Source organism: Mesorhizobium sp. M0437 (assembly GCF_040321335.1).
GTDB lineage: Bacteria > Pseudomonadota > Alphaproteobacteria > Rhizobiales > Rhizobiaceae > Mesorhizobium.
Genome location: NZ_JAMYRK010000001.1, coordinates 206546 through 221192 on the forward strand (window position 1 = coordinate 206546; position 14647 = coordinate 221192).

Annotated in this window: 16 protein-coding genes; 9 read left to right on the forward strand and 7 right to left on the reverse strand. The window is 64.9% G+C overall.

Annotated elements, in window-relative coordinates:
- Positions 1 to 33 precede the first annotated feature (33 nt).
- A complete protein-coding gene (locus NKI72_RS00875; RefSeq protein WP_352767207.1) occupies positions 34 to 960 on the reverse strand; it encodes a haloalkane dehalogenase in 927 nt (308 codons plus the stop codon).
- Complete coding sequence (locus NKI72_RS00880) at positions 957 to 1556, reverse strand: TetR/AcrR family transcriptional regulator (protein ID WP_352614617.1); 600 nt, start codon at positions 1554 to 1556, stop codon at positions 957 to 959. Before NKI72_RS00880 ends, NKI72_RS00875 begins: the two co-directional genes overlap by 4 nt.
- A 118-nt stretch (positions 1557 to 1674) precedes the next feature.
- On the opposite strand from NKI72_RS00880, the gene NKI72_RS00885 reads away from it, so the two are divergent.
- Positions 1675 to 2751, forward strand: coding sequence for an NAD(P)/FAD-dependent oxidoreductase (locus NKI72_RS00885; RefSeq protein WP_352767205.1), 1077 nt, complete (start codon positions 1675 to 1677; stop codon positions 2749 to 2751).
- Here the strand turns inward: NKI72_RS00885 and NKI72_RS00890 are convergent.
- Positions 2745 to 4118, reverse strand: a complete 1374-nt coding sequence (locus NKI72_RS00890) for an amidase (RefSeq protein ID WP_352849800.1) — start codon at positions 4116 to 4118, stop codon at positions 2745 to 2747. The genes NKI72_RS00885 and NKI72_RS00890 overlap by 7 nt on opposite strands.
- A 170-nt stretch (positions 4119 to 4288) precedes the next feature.
- Positions 4289 to 4504, reverse strand: coding sequence for a DUF6356 family protein (locus NKI72_RS00895; protein WP_352469961.1), 216 nt, complete (start codon positions 4502 to 4504; stop codon positions 4289 to 4291).
- A 115-nt stretch (positions 4505 to 4619) separates the two neighbouring features.
- Between NKI72_RS00895 and NKI72_RS00900 the strand changes: the two genes are divergently transcribed.
- The 3 genes from NKI72_RS00900 (at position 4620) to NKI72_RS00910 (ending at position 6316) form a co-directional block, all read left to right on the forward strand.
- Entirely contained in the window at positions 4620 to 5090 is a 471-nt protein-coding gene (locus NKI72_RS00900) for an Lrp/AsnC family transcriptional regulator (protein ID WP_023676368.1), read from the forward strand.
- Positions 5091 to 5174: 84 nt separating this feature from the next.
- Positions 5175 to 5660, forward strand: coding sequence for a dUTP diphosphatase (dut, locus tag NKI72_RS00905; RefSeq protein WP_023717930.1), 486 nt, complete (start codon positions 5175 to 5177; stop codon positions 5658 to 5660).
- The gene (locus NKI72_RS00910; RefSeq protein ID WP_352458656.1) at positions 5660 to 6316 is read left to right on the forward strand and encodes an HAD family hydrolase; all 657 of its coding nucleotides are present in this window, start codon (positions 5660 to 5662) and stop codon (positions 6314 to 6316) included. Before dut ends, NKI72_RS00910 begins: the two co-directional genes overlap by 1 nt.
- A gap of 33 nt (positions 6317 to 6349) precedes the next feature.
- On the opposite strand, the gene NKI72_RS00915 is transcribed toward NKI72_RS00910, so the two are convergent.
- Entirely contained in the window at positions 6350 to 6934 is a 585-nt protein-coding gene (locus NKI72_RS00915) for a TetR/AcrR family transcriptional regulator (RefSeq protein WP_352767202.1), read from the reverse strand.
- 56 nt (positions 6935 to 6990) lie between these two features.
- Between NKI72_RS00915 and NKI72_RS00920 the strand changes: the two genes are divergently transcribed.
- The 4 genes from NKI72_RS00920 (at position 6991) to NKI72_RS00935 (ending at position 10228) form a co-directional block, all read left to right on the forward strand.
- Entirely contained in the window at positions 6991 to 7401 is a 411-nt protein-coding gene (locus tag NKI72_RS00920) for an SRPBCC family protein (protein ID WP_352830338.1), read from the forward strand.
- A gap of 75 nt (positions 7402 to 7476) precedes the next feature.
- Positions 7477 to 8334 carry a hypothetical protein gene (locus tag NKI72_RS00925; RefSeq protein WP_352767198.1) on the forward strand — a complete coding sequence of 286 codons (858 nt, stop codon included), beginning with the start codon at positions 7477 to 7479 and terminating at the stop codon, positions 8332 to 8334.
- A gap of 77 nt (positions 8335 to 8411) precedes the next feature.
- Positions 8412 to 9215, forward strand: a complete 804-nt coding sequence (locus NKI72_RS00930) for an isocitrate lyase/PEP mutase family protein (RefSeq protein WP_352469965.1) — start codon at positions 8412 to 8414, stop codon at positions 9213 to 9215.
- 14 nt (positions 9216 to 9229) lie between these two features.
- Positions 9230 to 10228, forward strand: a complete 999-nt coding sequence (locus tag NKI72_RS00935) for a proline racemase family protein (protein ID WP_352830342.1) — start codon at positions 9230 to 9232, stop codon at positions 10226 to 10228.
- Here NKI72_RS00935 and NKI72_RS00940 read toward each other — a convergent pair.
- On the reverse strand, positions 10225 to 10920 hold the full coding sequence (locus NKI72_RS00940) for a sulfate transporter family protein (RefSeq protein WP_352767193.1): 696 nt from the start codon (positions 10918 to 10920) through the stop codon (positions 10225 to 10227). The genes NKI72_RS00935 and NKI72_RS00940 overlap by 4 nt on opposite strands.
- Before the next feature lie 213 nt (positions 10921 to 11133).
- On the opposite strand from NKI72_RS00940, the gene NKI72_RS00945 reads away from it, so the two are divergent.
- Positions 11134 to 12126, forward strand: a complete 993-nt coding sequence (locus NKI72_RS00945) for an adenosine kinase (RefSeq protein WP_352458263.1) — start codon at positions 11134 to 11136, stop codon at positions 12124 to 12126.
- Between the two features lie 184 nt (positions 12127 to 12310).
- Here the strand turns inward: NKI72_RS00945 and NKI72_RS00950 are convergent, their stop codons facing one another.
- Positions 12311 to 14590, reverse strand: a complete 2280-nt coding sequence (locus tag NKI72_RS00950; RefSeq protein ID WP_352767191.1) for an NADP-dependent malic enzyme — start codon at positions 14588 to 14590, stop codon at positions 12311 to 12313.
- Positions 14591 to 14647 lie beyond the last annotated feature (57 nt).

The following is a 14647-nucleotide window of genomic DNA, read 5'->3' on the forward strand; positions in this document are numbered from 1 at the left end:
CCTCTCCGGCTGCCGCCGGTTCACGTCCCGACGTCAGGCCGATTCGGTCGCTCGGCTCTCGAAGGCCACCTCCGGAATCCACTCGGCAATTGTGGCGCCGATCCTGTCGGCATGGTCCTCCTGTAGATAATGCGCGCCGGGTCCGAGATCGATCAACCGGCAGTTCTTCATGCCGGCCGCGAATTCCCGTGCCGCATGCGGCGAGACGAGGGCCCCCGGATCGCCTGAGAAAAGCAGCTTCGGGTAGGAGGAGAGCCGGAGCGCCCGATGGTCGTGCTCGCTGATGGCAGCGACATCGGCGGGCTGGCCTTCAATCGGCAGGTCGCGCGGCAGCCGCAGGATCGGCTTGCGCGATTGCGGCGTCGGGAACGGTGCCCGGTAGGAGGCCATTTCCTCATCGCTCATCGTGCGCAGCACCGCAGCCGGAAGCACCTTTTCGACGAAGACGTTGTCTTCCAGGACAAGCTTCTCACCGACGCCAGGCGTGCGCATTGCCTTGAACAATTCGCGCGCCTGCGGACGCTGGTGAAAATCGTCCCAACTCTCGAAGGGGCGGATGAATTCCATGAAGGCGAGGCCGAGGATCCGCTGCGGCCGCTGGGCCGCGAGATGGAAGGCGAGCGCGGTGCCCCAGTCCTGCGCGACGACCACCACGTCACTGATGCCAAGCGTCTCGATGAAGGCGTCGAGATAGCGGACGTGGTCGAAGAAGCGATAGTCGATGTCCGGCTTGCCGGATTGGCCATAGCCGATCAGGTCGGGCGCAATGCAGCGGCCGAACGGCGCCACATGCGGGATGATGTCGCGCCAGATGTAGGACGACGTCGGGTTGCCGTGCAGGAATAGCACCGTCGGACCGGCAGTACCTGCCTCGACATAGGAGATGGTGGAATCGAGTACCGCGACTTCCGAGCGCGGCACCGTTGTGCGGGATTGCTGCTTTTCGAGTTTCGGGTTCATCGGATCAGCTCCTTTTTTACGAAGACTGTTTTGAAGACGATATTCTTGAAACGCTCGAGCGGTTCGGGACTGCGCTCCACCTTCATGCGCAGCATCGCGCCTTGCCAGGAACTCAACAGGAAATCGGCGAGGTCCTCGGCATCGAACGCGTCGGTGATGTCGCCAGCCGCCTGGCCCTCGGCGATGCATTCGGCAAAGGGCTTGCGCCAGCGTTCGAAGATGGCGACGAGTTGCAGCCTCAGCGCCTCACTGTGAGCCGCCGTCTCGAGGCTGAGATTGCCGATCATGCAGCCCCGTGCCCAATCATGCGCCTCCAGCTTCGACGTGATGATTTCGAGATAGCGGCGCAAGCGCCCGACCGGGGGCGTGCCGTCCCGGGCAAGGGCCTGCTCCGCCAAACCGCTCACATAGGCGAAATAGCGGTCCAGCACCTCGCCGGTGAACGCCTCCTTGGAGGCAAAATGATTGGTGAAGGACCCCGGACGGGCATCGGCCGCGGCGACTATGTCGCGTACGCCGGCGGCCGAATAGCCGGAGCTCCAGATGGTTTTGAAACCGGCGTCGAGAAGTTTTTCGCGAAGTGAATGTCTAGCCATGCCAGGTAAAATACGTACGTACGTATTAAAGTCAAGAGGCACATTTGATATGGCTCGCTCTTGGCAGAACCCACGGGCAATGGCATCGCAGTGGTGGCGTTGGAACGAGGAGTGAAGCATGACAGCTGCGAAAGAAGTGATCGTCATCGGCGCCGGTATCATCGGCGCCTCCATCGCCTGGCACCTGACCAGGGCTGGAGCAAAGGTGACGGTCGTTGCCGGCAGCGGCGCCGGCGGCGTCGCGACACCGAATTCCTTTGCCTGGATCAATGCCAGCTGGGGTAATCCGCAGCCTTACTTCCGACTACGGACTCGATCGATGGCCGAATGGACGCGACTGGCGAACGAGGTGCCCGGCATCCCGTTGCAATGGTGCGGCGGCCTGTGCTGGGACCTGCCACGTCCCGAACTCGAAGCCTATGCGGCCGAGCACTCCGCATGGGGCTACGGCATCGAGCGTGTCGACCTTGCCGGAGCGGCCCGCATCGAGCCCAATCTGACCGAGCTTCCCGATTTCGCCCTTTATGTCGCCGAGGAAGGCGTTGCCGAGCCGGTCGCCGCCACGCAAGCACTGCTGGCCGACGCCGAACGGCGCGGCGCGCGAATTGTAGCCGGGACGACCGCGACCGCTCTGGTGCAAGCCAACGGCAGGCTTGCCGGCGTCGATACATCCGGCGGGCGGATTGCTGCCGACGAGGTGGTGATCGCGGCCGGAGCCGGCTCTCCGGCAATCGCTGCCACAGCCGGGATAGAACTGCCGATCGAAACGCCGCCCGGCCTGATCGTGCATTCGCGCCCCTACGAAAAGCTGCTCAACGGCCTGGTGATCGGCGACCGCCTGCATATGCGCCAGACGGCGGAAGGCCGCGTCATCGCCGGCTCGGATTTCGGCGGCGCCGATCCCGGCATGGATGCCCCGGCCACCGCCCGCGACCTGTTTGCGGCGATGAAGGCGATGCTGCGCGGCGCGGATGGGCTGGAACTCGATTTCCACACCATTGGCTACCGGCCGACCCCGGTCGATGGCTTTCCGATCATAGGCCGCGCCGAAGGCACGAGCGGCGTCTATGTTGCGGTCATGCATTCCGGCATCACGCTGGCGCCGGCCGTCGCCCTGTTCGCCGCCCGCGAAATCCTCGACGGCGAGCGCGATCCGCTGCTTGATCCCTACGGACTGGCGCGGTTTACTCAATAACCGGGCGGGCGGCGAAAGCCGCCGGCCAGCGGCTCGATTGCCCTGGCGATCCCGAGCAGGCGCCGCTCCGACCAGCGTTTGCCGACAAGCTGTAGTCCGATGGGCAGGCCGTCGCGATCTTGTCCGCAGGGCAGCGACAGTGCCGGATGGCCGCTGTAGTTGAACACCGCGCCATAGGCCGGCAGCATCCAGTAGCTTTGCGTCTTGCCGTCGACCCCGATCGGCGTTCCCGGCTCGCAATGCGGGAAGGCGGTGGCCATGGCGACCGGGCACAGCAAGGCGTCGCAGCCGTCGAAGAACCGTTCCCACGCCAGGATGGAGCGGTCGCGGCGGGCGAGCGCCTCGAACCAGCGCGAGACCGGCGTCGGCTTCTCCCGCGGTTGGGGCTGGGCCGCCTCCAGCATCATGCCGATCAGCGCACCGCCTTGCTCCAGGTCGTCGTGCAGGTCGAGCTTCGGCAATTTGGCATCCTCGACGATGGCGCCTGCCGACTGAAGCTCCTTTGCCAGACTTTCGACCGCCGCGCTGATCTCGCCGGCCACCGGAAAGCCCGGAAAGGACGGCGCGACGGCAATGCGCAAATTTCTGAGATCCAGCTCCGGCATGGTTTCGACCGGTACCGGCGCAAGGTCGGTATCGCTTCCATCCGGCCCGGCAATGAGGCCGTAGATCAGTGCCAGGTCCTCGACGCTGCGCGCCAGCGGTCCGAGGCAGGACATCAGCCGCACGCTGCGCGGCGCCCCGCCCGGGTCGGGGAAGGCGCCGGCGAGCGAGACGCGGTGCTCGGTCGGCTTGAGGCCGTAGACGCCACAAAAGGCGGCCGGCAGCCGGATCGAATCCTGCATGTCGGTGCCGACCTCGAACGGCGTCATACCAGTGCCGAGCACCGCCGCCGCCCCGCCCCGGGCGCCCCCCGCGGGGGGGGGGGGGTGGCCCGGGTTGCCGGGGCGGCCGAACAGTGGATTGTCAGACTGCCAGTCACCGAGCATCGTCGCCACGTTCGTCTTGCCCACCAGCACGCCGCCTGCCGCCTTCAGCCGGGCAACGACCGGACTGTCTGCCCTCGGAGCATAGTCGGCGAAGGCCGGGAAGCCGACGGTGGTTCTCATGCCGGCGGTTTCATGCGTGTCTTTCAGTGTGAACGGCACGCCATGCAGCGGCCCAAGGGCCTCGCCGCGCGCCTGCGCGTCGTCGGCTTTGACGGCGCGTTGCCGCGCACCGTCCCGATCGAGGGTTACGACGGCATTGACCGCCTTATTGTGCCTGTCGATCTGCGCCAGATGCTCGTCCAGCACCTCTATTGCGGAAACCGTACGGTCGCGGATGGCCGCGGCCAGTTTGGTGGTCGAGGAAAAGACGATATCCATGGTGAATGCTCCGGGCTATCGCGCCGCGATCCTCAAAATGGCGGATTGGCGCGTGGATACAAGCCTGGCTCGGCATTCGACGATGGCGGCGCTTGATCGGGATTGCGCTGCGGGGCCTGTTGAGGGTCGGCGCTGTCCAGCGGCCTCGCTGCGCTCGGTACCTCTGCGGCTTACCGTCCTCTGTTGTGCGTCCGCTCATAGAGCTCACGGATGATGCCGCTTGCCGTGGTCTCGAACAGAAACGGCAAGAAAGCATGAACGAGCGCGGCAAAGGCCGCCATGAACAATCGCGACGAGAACCATGCGGCGAAAGCCATATGGCCGAAATAACTCTCGCCGACCGCGGCCGGGTGAGAGGTGAAAAGTCTTGCGAGCCGTGCGGTCATGTCGATCCCTCCTGCCGGCATGAAGAGCCGGCGATGAGTATACTGGCATGGGTGTTCGGTTCATCGGTCTCAAATTGTCCTTGTGAAAGGCTGAATTTTGGGACAAACATCCCACATGGCGCCGGAAATCGACGAAATAGACCGGAGATTGCTGGCCGAGCTGCAACGCGACGGCACGCTGTCCGTCGACCAGCTCTCGGCAAGAATATCGCTGTCGCGCAATGCCTGCTGGCGCCGGGTGAAGCGGCTGGAGGAGGACGGCGTCATCACCGGCCGGGTGGCGCTGGTCGATGCCGACAAGCTTGGGCTCGGCCTTTCGGTGTTCATCCTGATCCGCACCTCCAACCACGATCCCGACTGGCTGCAAAGATTCCGGGCGGCGGTGACCGGCTTTGCCGAGATCACCGGCGCTTACCGCATGTCCGGCGATCTCGACTATGTCCTGCGCGCCCGCGTCGCCGATGTGAAGGCGTATGACCGGCTCTATCAACGGCTGATCGCCAAGGTGGCACTATCCGACGTTTCGGCCTCCTTCGTCATGGAGGAGATCAAGGAGACCACGGTCGTTCCGATGGAACTGCGCTGAGGCGGAACCGCACTGAAAGAAAGCCGTTGATAGCATTGCCGCCGAGTTGACTGAGCCGGCGTTCGCGACGATAGGATCAGCCTCATGCGCGCAGCACTTTATCCCACCTCCGTCATCGGTCCGGCTGTCGGCTTCGTCAGGCTGCCGCATGGCGAGGGCTTGCCGCTTCCGGCCTATGAAAGCTCGGGCGCCGCCGGCATGGACCTGCGCGCCGCCGTCCCGGACGACAGGCCGCTCTTGATCCTGCCGGGAAAGCGCGCGCTGGTGCCGACCGGGCTGGTCCTGGAAATTCCGGAGGGCGTCGAAGGCCAGGTCCGGCCGCGTTCGGGCCTCGCCTTCAAGCACGGGCTCACCTGCCTCAACACGCCGGGCACCATCGACAGTGACTATCGCGGCGAGGTCAAGGTGCTGCTGATCAATCTCGGCGACGAGGATTTCGCGGTGACGCGGGGCATGCGGATCGCCCAGATCGTCTTCGCCCCGGTGACGCAGGCGACCGTCGAGGAGCGCACATTGGCTGGCGGCACAACGCGCGGCTCGGGCGGCTTCGGATCGACCGGCACGGCCTGATGAAAATACCCAAGCTCGTCATCTTCGATTGCGACGGGGTTCTGGTCGACACCGAGAACCTGGCCAATCGGCGCCTCGCCGAATGGCTGACCGCGGCCGGCTTTCCGGCCAGCTTCGAATATTGCCGGAAGAATTTCTCCGGCCGCAGCATGGTCTCGGTGCAGAAGGAAGTCGAGGCGACCGGCGTCAGCCTCGGCGCCGATTTCGTCGAGCGCTGGAACGCCGGCCTGCCGGACCTGTTCGCGCATGGCGTCGAGGCCATCCCCTACGTTCGCGAGTTCATCGAAACCGTGCACGCCGCCGGCATCGCCACCTGCGTCGCCTCGTCGGCACGGGTATCGAAAATGCACATCACGCTCGGTCAGACCGGGCTGCTGCCGCTGTTCGAGCATGCGCTGTTCAGCTCGACCATGGTCTCGCGCGGTAAGCCGTTCCCCGACCTCTTCCTGCATGCGGCAGCGACGATGGGCTTCGCACCCGCCGACTGCATCGTCATCGAGGACAGCGTCGCCGGCACGGCAGCCGGCATCGCCGCCGGCATGCGCGTCTATTCCTACCACGGCGACCCGCTTTCCGACCGCGACGGGCTGATCGAAGCCGGCGGCATCCTGTTCGACGACATGCGTGAACTGGCCGGGCTGGTGCCGATCCACTGATCGCCTTTGCACAGCCTGCATGCGCGCCCGATCTCAGACCGGGCGCGGCGCCCCAAGTACTCGGTCGACCGTGTCGCGTATGAGACTGCGCAGATTGGCCGGCCTGTCGAGATGACTGACGACAAGGAGGCCGTCGGCCGCCACCGTTAGCGCGTCCGCGGTGCGGTCCGGATCGGGATCTGCGTCGGCGATCAGCAAGTCCCTGAGGGTGCCCCACTTCCAGTGACGATGCTGATCGATCGCCTGGCGAACCGGGCTGCTGGGGTCCGGATATTCAGCAGCGGCGTTCTGAAACGGGCAGCCGCGGTAGCCCGGCTGATCCGCCGCGTCGGCGATGAGATCGAATATGGCAAGGATCATCTGGCGAGGTGGCCGCCGGCCAAGGCTCGCGATTGCCGCCCGTCCTCCCTTGCTGAGCTCCTCGATATAGGCGCGGACGAGGTCGTCCTTGGCCGCGAAGTGATGATAGAACGTCGCCTTGGCAACGCCGGCCTCGGCGATGATGCGGTCGATCCCGACTGCACGGACCCCCTCCAGAGAAAACAGTGCGGTCGCCGTATCGAGGATGCGACGACGCGCAAGGCTTTCGGGACGATCGTTGATTCGGGCTGCGGACATGTCTTGACTGTATAGCAGACAGGTCTGTATACATGTTAACGAAGGGAAGGCGAAACATGGCTTCGATAATCAGGGAAATCATCGTAGATGCTTCACCGGACAGCGTTTGGGCGACGGTGGGCGACTTCGCGGGCGGCGCCCAACGGATAGCCCCAGGCGTTTTCGTCGACTGCCGGGTGGATGAGGGCGCGGTACGGGCCCTTACTTTCGCCGACGGCAAGATTGTGCGAGAGCGGCTCATCGCCCGCGACGAGCATAGCCGGCGGATCGTGTGGGGATGGCTCGGCGACGAGGTCACCCACGATAATACCTCCATGCAGGTCTTTGCCGAGGGCGAGGGCCGGAGCCGCCTGGTCTGGATTCACGACACTCTGCCCGACGAACTCGGCGCGTGGCTCGCAGCCGCCATGGATCAGCTGGTGCCGGTTTTCCAGCAGACCCTGGCGAGCCAAGCCAAGCCAACATAGAGGCAACGCCAGGTGTTTCCTCTTGGTCGCAAAATGCTCTAGCTTGCGCGCGCCCGAGATAACGAGCGCGCGCGCATGACCTTCTCCCTGCTTCGTTTCATCTTTGCCTGCCTGCTGCTGCCCTGTCTTTGGACGACGGCCAGCGCGGAGGCCGTCAGTTTCCCGGAGCTCGGCAGCGCCGTCCCCGGCCACGGCGATGTCACCTATCTCGATCTCGCCAGGATGGTCATTCCCGATCTGACCGCGGACAAGGACGGTTTTTTCCGAGGTTCGATGCCGATCGAGATGCGCCACGTCGCTGGACCGGACTACGACGGCTCGCCGCCGGCGACGTCGGGTCTTTCCAGCGGCGACGTGCTCGGCATCAAGGCCGGCGGCAAGGACCGGCTGGCGATGCTGCTCGACCTCGGCGACTCGCCTGACAGCGCCGAGGGCTATGCCGCGCTGGCACTCTACGACATCACCGGCAAGCCGGCCTTGCTCGACGCGGTCAATGTCGCCGTCGACCGCAGCACCTACTTTCGCGATCCGGGCAAGCTGTCGATCGGGCCCGGCGATGACGCCATCATCAGCATGAGCATGCATTTCAATTCGAGCCAGGGCTATGGGATCACGCCGCTGATCATGGTCCGCAACGACAGGTTCGAGCTGATCGACATGATCTATACGTTCGACGAAAACCTCTGCACTCATAGGAGGACACAGAATGCGGCGTTCCAGGTGATCGCCGACGGCCAGCCCTATGCAGCCATCAAGGTCACGGTGACCGACGCGACGCTGCCGGGAGAAGAAAGCTGCGACGGCCAGCCGCCGCCAGAGGCGTCTTCGCGCGACATCTCCGTCACCTATCATTGGGACAAAAATGCTTCGCGCTACGTCAAGGATTCCGACGCGCTGGATCGATTGGCAGATGACAACGCCAAACGCTTCTGAGCCAACCGCATTTGTTTGCCCGGCGCCTTTCGCCGGGCTAGAATTTGCCTCACATTCTGCACTGGAGGGGAGCATCCATGGACAAGGGCAAGATTTTTCGCGACCTGCATGCCTCGATCTTCGTCATGGCCAATTCCTGGGACGTCGGCACGACCAAGCTCTTGGCCTCATTCGGCTTCAAGGCGCTGGCCACGACCAGCGCCGGCTTTGCCTTTTCGCGCGGCCTGCCGGACGGCGCGGTGACGTTCGAGGCGATGATCCATCATTGCCGTGAAGTGTCAGCGGCGACCGGGCTGCCGGTTTCGGCGGACCTCGAAAAGGGCAAGGGCGACAGCGCGACAAGTGCCGGCGAGACCATCTTCGCCGCCGAGGCGGCTGGCCTCGCCGGCTGCTCGATCGAGGACCATACCGGCGAGCCCGACAAGCCGATCTATGATTTTGCGCATGCCGTCGAGCGCGTCGCGGCGGCGGCGGAAGCGGCACGGGCACTGAAACGCGATTTCGTCTTCACCGCGCGGGCCGAGAATTTCCTGTGGGGCAAGCCCGACCTCGACGATACGATCAAGCGGCTGCAGGCCTTCGAGAAGGCCGGCGCCGACGTGCTCTATGCACCGGGGCTGGGCGACATCGAGATGGTGCGAACCGTCTGCTCGGCGCTGACCAAGCCGGTCAACGTCATGGCCGGGCCCGGCTTCACCATCGCCGACCTGGCCATGGCGGGGGTAAAGCGCGTCTCGCTCGGCCCATGGCTGACCAATTTCGCCTTCGGGATGCTGGAGACCGCGGCGCGCGAGATCCAGCAGGATGGCACCTTCGGCTTCACCCGCGCCGCCATGCCGTTCGGCAAGCTGCAGGCGCTGTTTGCCAAACCTTCCGCCTAGGTCGGGTCCGGCAAATGACGCTCACGGTCGTGGACATGCACACCGGCGGCGAGCCGCTGCGGATCGTCACCGGCGGCTACCCCGATATTCCCAAGGGCACGATCCTCGAAAAGCGTGCGTATGTGCGCGACCATCTCGATCATCTCAGAAAGATCCTGATGTTCGAGCCGCGCGGCCATTACGACATGTATGGCGCGCTGCTGGTGGAGCCCGACCTGCGGGGCGCCGACCTCGCGGTGCTGTTCATGCACAATGAGGGCTATTCGACGATGTGCGGCCACGCCATCGTCGCGCTCGGCCGCTACGCCGTCGACGAGCGGCTGGTGGCGCCACGCGAGCCGCTGTCGACCGTCAATATCGAGGCGCCATGCGGGCTGATTTCGACTGCAGTCGAGGTAAGGGATGGCAAGGCCGGCGCGGTGTCCTTCGAAAGCGTGCCGGCGTTTCTGTTCGTCGGCGACCAGCGGATCGAGCTGCCGGGCTATGGTCCGGTCGGCTTCGACATCGCCTATGGCGGCGCCTTCTATGCACTGGCCGACTGCCGCCAGTTCGGGCTGGAATTTGGCAGGAACCGGGTGCGCGATTTCGTCGATGCAGCGACCGCGCTGACTGATAAGCTGAAGGCCGAATTGCCGCTGTCGCATCCCGACCATGCCGATCTCGCCTTTCTCTACGGCACAATCCTGACCGACGGACAGGATGCGTTCTCCGATACGCCGACCAAAAACATCTGCGTTTTCGCTGAAGCCGAGGTCGACCGTTCGCCGACCGGCTCCGGCGTCACCGCGCGGCTGGCGGCCATGCACGCCAAGGGCCAGATCGAAATTGGCCGGACGCGGCTGTTCGAGAGCATTGCCGGCTCGCGCTTTTCCGGCGCGGTCGTACGCACGGCCACGGCCGGGCCGCATGATGCCATCATCGCCCGCGTCGGCGGCCGCGCCTATTATTCAGGGCGGGCCGAATTCATCGTCGAGGACGATGATGAACTGGGGCGCGGCTTTCTGCTGCGCTAGCTCCCTTCCCGCGCCGAGATCGCCTTGTGCAGGTGCACCATCATGGCGGCGGCGAAGAGCGGCGTCAGAAGGTTGAGCAGCGGCACGGCAAGAAAAGCAGCAATGAGCAGCCCGGCGAGAAACACCGTGCCCGCATATTTCCTGCGCAACGCCCGTGCCTCGGCCTCCGGGCGAAAGCGCATGGCGGCGAATTCGAAGAACTCGCGCCCGAGCAGATAGCCGTTGACGACGAAAAAGGCGGCGATGTTGATGCCCGGCACCAGCAGAAGCAGCAGGGCGACGATGTTGCCGAGGATGACGACGCCGAAAAACCGGATCGCCAGCACCAGCGAGCGCAACGCCGGCACGGCGCGGCCGGGCGGGTCGTTTGGATAATCGGTGCGCTCGACCACTTCGGCGACGTCGTCGAGGAACAGGCCGGCGATGATCGCCGTCACCGGCGCGATGAGCAGCGCCAAGCCCAGCGCAAGGCCGATGCCGGCGACGACGGCGCCCAGCCATCCGGCCCAGGAGGGTAGGGCGGGCAGCCATGCATCGATCCACGGCCAGGCCAGCCATTCGAACAGGCTCTTGATCCCGAACCACAGCGCCGCCAGCGCCAGCAAGGTCAGCCCCAGTGTCTTCAGGAACACGGAACGGAATTCGGGCGAGAACAGCCGGCTCAAGGCGGCACGGGCGGCGTCGAGGATCACGGCGTTTCTAATTCCATGTCAAACGAGGCCCATGGGCGATATTTCGGGATAGGCGGAGACAGGTCGCGAGACAAGCGCAAACCGCGCGATACGAAGCATGCGTTCTGCCCGGATTTATAACTCGCGGCCTAGGCAAAGCCGCATCAAACCGCTAGACCCGCCCGCGCCCGGCGTGGCAGAAAGCCGGTGGGTTTTTGGCGGAGACATGAATTGATGCCGGACTATGACGTGCTTTGTATCGGAAATGCCATCGTCGACATCATCGCCCAGTGCGACGAGGCGTTCCTGGAGACCAACGGCATCATCAAGGGCGCAATGAATTTGATCGACACGAGGCGCGCCGAACTGCTCTACAGCCGCATGGGCCCGGCCATTGAAGCCTCGGGCGGCAGCGCCGGCAACACGGCGGCGGGCGTGGCCTCCTTCGGCGGTCGCGCCGCCTTCTTCGGCAAGGTCTCCAACGACGCGCTCGGCGAAATCTACGCGCATGACATCCATGCCCAGGGTGTCGCCTTCGACACCAGGCCGCTTAACGGCGAACCGCCGACAGCGCGCTCGATGATCTTCGTCACGCCGGACGGCGAGCGCTCGATGAACACCTATCTCGGCGCCTGCGTCGAGCTCGGCCCGGAGGACGTCGAGGCCGACAAGGCGTCGGGCGCCGCCGTCACCTATTTCGAGGGCTATCTGTGGGACCCGCCGCGCGCCAAGGAGGCGATCAGGCAGACGGCTAAGCTCGCCCACGCCGCCGGGCGCGAAGTGTCGATGACATTGTCGGACTCGTTCTGCGTCGATCGCTACCGCGACGAATTCCTCGATCTGATGCGCTCCGGCACCGTCGATATCGTCTTTGCCAACAGTCACGAGATCAAGTCGCTCTACCAGACCGCGTCTTTCGACGAGGCGCTGGCCCAGATCCGAAAGGATTGCAAGATCGCCGCCGTTACCCGCTCGGAAAAGGGCTCGGTGATCGTGCGCGGCGACGAGACCGTGACCATCAATGCGACCAGGATCCGCGAGCTGGTCGACACCACCGGCGCCGGCGACCTCTATGCCGCCGGCTTCCTCTACGGCTACACGCAAGGCCGCAGCCTCAAGGATTGCGGCGATCTCGGCTCGCTGGCAGCCGGGCTGGTCATCCAGCAGATCGGCCCAAGGCCACGGCAGAATCTGCGCCGAGAGGCCGAGCAGGCGGGGCTTCTGTAGCGGCATCTCTTCCTTCTCCCCCTGTGGGAGAAGGTGGATCGGCGCGCAGCGCCGAGACGGTTGAGGGGTGCTGGATGGAGTGCTGCCGGTGCCAAGCTGGAACACCCCTCATCCGACCGAGCTTCGCTCGGCCACCTTCTCCCACAGGGGGAGAAGGGAGAGGCGCTGCTGCTGCCCCCGCTCCTCAAGCCCCCGCGCTATACGCCGCAATCGCTGCCATGTTGACGATGTCCGAATCCTTGGCATTGAGCGAGACGATCTGAACCGGCTTGTTCAGGCCGACCAGCAGCGGGCCGATGACGGTCGAGCCGCCGAGCTCCTGCAGCATCTTGGTCGAGATCGAGGCCGAGTGGAAGGCCGGCATGACCAGCACGTTGGCCGGGCCGGTCAGCCTGATGAACGGGTACTGCGCCATGGCGCGGGCGTTGAGCGCCACGTCGGCGGCCATCTCGCCGTCATACTCGAAATCGACGCGGCGCTTGTCGAGGATGCGCACCGCTTCCTGGACGCGCTCGGAGCGCTCGCCCTGCGGATGGCCGAAGGTTGAATAGGCGAGCATGGCGAGCCTCGGCTCGTAGCCCATGCGGCGGGCAAAACCGGCAGCCTCCTCGGCGATGTCGGCGATCTCGACGGCATCAGGCATGTCGTGCACCGCGGTATCGGCAACGAGGACGGTGCGACCCCGCGCCAGCACGATCGACACGCCGATGACGCAGTGGCCGGGCCTTGCGTCGATGACGCGGCGGATGTCGTCGAGCGCCGTCGAATAGTTGCGGGTAACGCCGGTGACGATGCCGTCGGCATCGCCCAGCGCCACCATGCAGGCGGCGAAATGGTTGCGGTCGTTATTGATCAACCGCTGGCAGTCGCGGAACAGAAAGCCTTTGCGCTGCATGCGCTCGTAGAGATAGTCGGTGTAGATCGAGTTGCGGCGCGACAGCCGCGCATTGATGATCTCGATGCCTTGCTTGCCGAGGTCGATGCCGGCGTTCCTGGCGTTTTCCTTGATGATGTCGTCGCGTCCGAGCAGGATGGCGGTGCCGAGCCGCTGGTTCACATAGGAGACGGCGGCGCGCATCACCTGCTCCTCCTCGCCCTCGGCAAAGACGATGCGCTTGGGCTGGCGGCGGACGCGGTCGTAGATGCGCTGCAGCGTCGAGGCGATCGGGTCGCGGCGGGCGGAAAGCTCCTGCGCGTAACGGTCGAGATCGAGGATCGGCTTGCGCGCGACGCCGGAGTCCATCGCCGCCTTGGCGACGGCGATCGGGATCGCCGATATCAGGCGCGGATCGAACGGCACCGGGATGATGTAGTTGGGGCCGAATTTCGGCCGGTTGCCCTGGTAGGCGGCGGCGACGTCGTCGGGCACGTCCTGGCGCGCCAGTTCGGCGAGCGCTTTGGCCGCGGCGATCTTCATGTCGTCGTTGATGGTGGTCGCCCGCACATCCAGCGCGCCGCGGAAGATGTAGGGGAAGCCAAGCACATTGTTGACCTGGTTGGGATAGTCGGACCGTCCCGTCGCCATGATGGCGTCGGTGCGGATCTCGGCGACTTCTTCCGGCGTGATCTCGGGGTCGGGATTGGCCATGGCGAAGATGATCGGGTTTTTGGCCATCGACTGCACCATCCTGGTGGTCAGCGTGCCCTTGGCCGAGAGGCCGAGGAACACGTCGGCGCCGTCCAGCGCCTCGGCCAGCGAGCGCGCGCCGGTTTTCACGGCGTGCGCCGACTTCCACTGGTTCATGCCTTCGGTGCGACCCTGGAAGACGACGCCCTTAGTGTCGCACAGGATGATATTTTCTGGCGCAAAGCCCATCGCCTTCATCAGTTCGATGCAGGCGATGCCGGCAGCGCCGGCGCCGTTGCAGACCATTTTCGTGGTCTTCATGTCGCGGCCGGTGATTTCCAGCGCGTTGATCAGGCCGGCGGCCGAAATGATGGCGGTGCCGTGCTGGTCGTCATGGAAGACCGGGATGTCCATCAGCTCGCGCAGCCGCTGCTCGATGATGAAGCACTCCGGTGCCTTGATGTCCTCGAGGTTGATGCCGCCGAAGGAGGGGCCGAGAAAGCGCACGCAGTTGATGAATTCGTCGGCATCCTCGGTATCGACCTCGAGGTCGATGGAATCGACATCGGCGAAGCGCTTGAACAGCACCGCCTTGCCTTCCATTACCGGCTTCGAGGCCAGCGCGCCGAGATTGCCGAGGCCGAGGATGGCGGTGCCGTTGGAGATGACGGCGACCATGTTGCCGCGAACCGTGTAGTCGAAGGCGCGGCTCGGGTCCTCGGCGATGGCGAGAACCGGCACAGCGACGCCCGGCGAATAGGCAAGGCTGAGATCGCGCTGCGTCGCCATTGGTTTTGTGGCTACGATCTCCAGCTTGCCGGGGCGGCCCATGGCATGGAATTCCAATGCCTCCTGGGCGCTGACGGAGGGCCCGTTGCTTTCGGTTTTCTTGGCCATGGTACTTTCGGTTTCCTCGCCCGTACGGCACCGCTTGAGATGGGTGCGCATGCTTTC

What these genes read in the sequence shown, in the direction of transcription:
- NKI72_RS00875 (WP_352767207.1), bottom strand. Translation starts at nt 960, where the DNA reads ATGAACCCGAAACTCGAAAAGCAGCAATCCCGCACAACGGTGCCGCGC.
- NKI72_RS00880 (WP_352614617.1), bottom strand. Translation starts at nt 1,556, where the DNA reads ATGGCTAGACATTCACTTCGCGAAAAACTTCTCGACGCCGGTTTCAAA.
- NKI72_RS00885 (WP_352767205.1), top strand. Translation starts at nt 1,675, where the DNA reads ATGACAGCTGCGAAAGAAGTGATCGTCATCGGCGCCGGTATCATCGGC.
- NKI72_RS00890 (WP_352849800.1), bottom strand. Translation starts at nt 4,118, where the DNA reads ATGGATATCGTCTTTTCCTCGACCACCAAACTGGCCGCGGCCATCCGC.
- NKI72_RS00895 (WP_352469961.1), bottom strand. Translation starts at nt 4,504, where the DNA reads ATGACCGCACGGCTCGCAAGACTTTTCACCTCTCACCCGGCCGCGGTC.
- NKI72_RS00900 (WP_023676368.1), top strand. Translation starts at nt 4,620, where the DNA reads ATGGCGCCGGAAATCGACGAAATAGACCGGAGATTGCTGGCCGAGCTG.
- dut (WP_023717930.1), top strand. Translation starts at nt 5,175, where the DNA reads ATGCGCGCAGCACTTTATCCCACCTCCGTCATCGGTCCGGCTGTCGGC.
- NKI72_RS00910 (WP_352458656.1), top strand. Translation starts at nt 5,660, where the DNA reads ATGAAAATACCCAAGCTCGTCATCTTCGATTGCGACGGGGTTCTGGTC.
- NKI72_RS00915 (WP_352767202.1), bottom strand. Translation starts at nt 6,934, where the DNA reads ATGTCCGCAGCCCGAATCAACGATCGTCCCGAAAGCCTTGCGCGTCGT.
- NKI72_RS00920 (WP_352830338.1), top strand. Translation starts at nt 6,991, where the DNA reads ATGGCTTCGATAATCAGGGAAATCATCGTAGATGCTTCACCGGACAGC.
- NKI72_RS00925 (WP_352767198.1), top strand. Translation starts at nt 7,477, where the DNA reads ATGACCTTCTCCCTGCTTCGTTTCATCTTTGCCTGCCTGCTGCTGCCC.
- NKI72_RS00930 (WP_352469965.1), top strand. Translation starts at nt 8,412, where the DNA reads ATGGACAAGGGCAAGATTTTTCGCGACCTGCATGCCTCGATCTTCGTC.
- NKI72_RS00935 (WP_352830342.1), top strand. Translation starts at nt 9,230, where the DNA reads ATGACGCTCACGGTCGTGGACATGCACACCGGCGGCGAGCCGCTGCGG.
- NKI72_RS00945 (WP_352458263.1), top strand. Translation starts at nt 11,134, where the DNA reads ATGCCGGACTATGACGTGCTTTGTATCGGAAATGCCATCGTCGACATC.
- NKI72_RS00950 (WP_352767191.1), bottom strand. Translation starts at nt 14,590, where the DNA reads ATGGCCAAGAAAACCGAAAGCAACGGGCCCTCCGTCAGCGCCCAGGAG.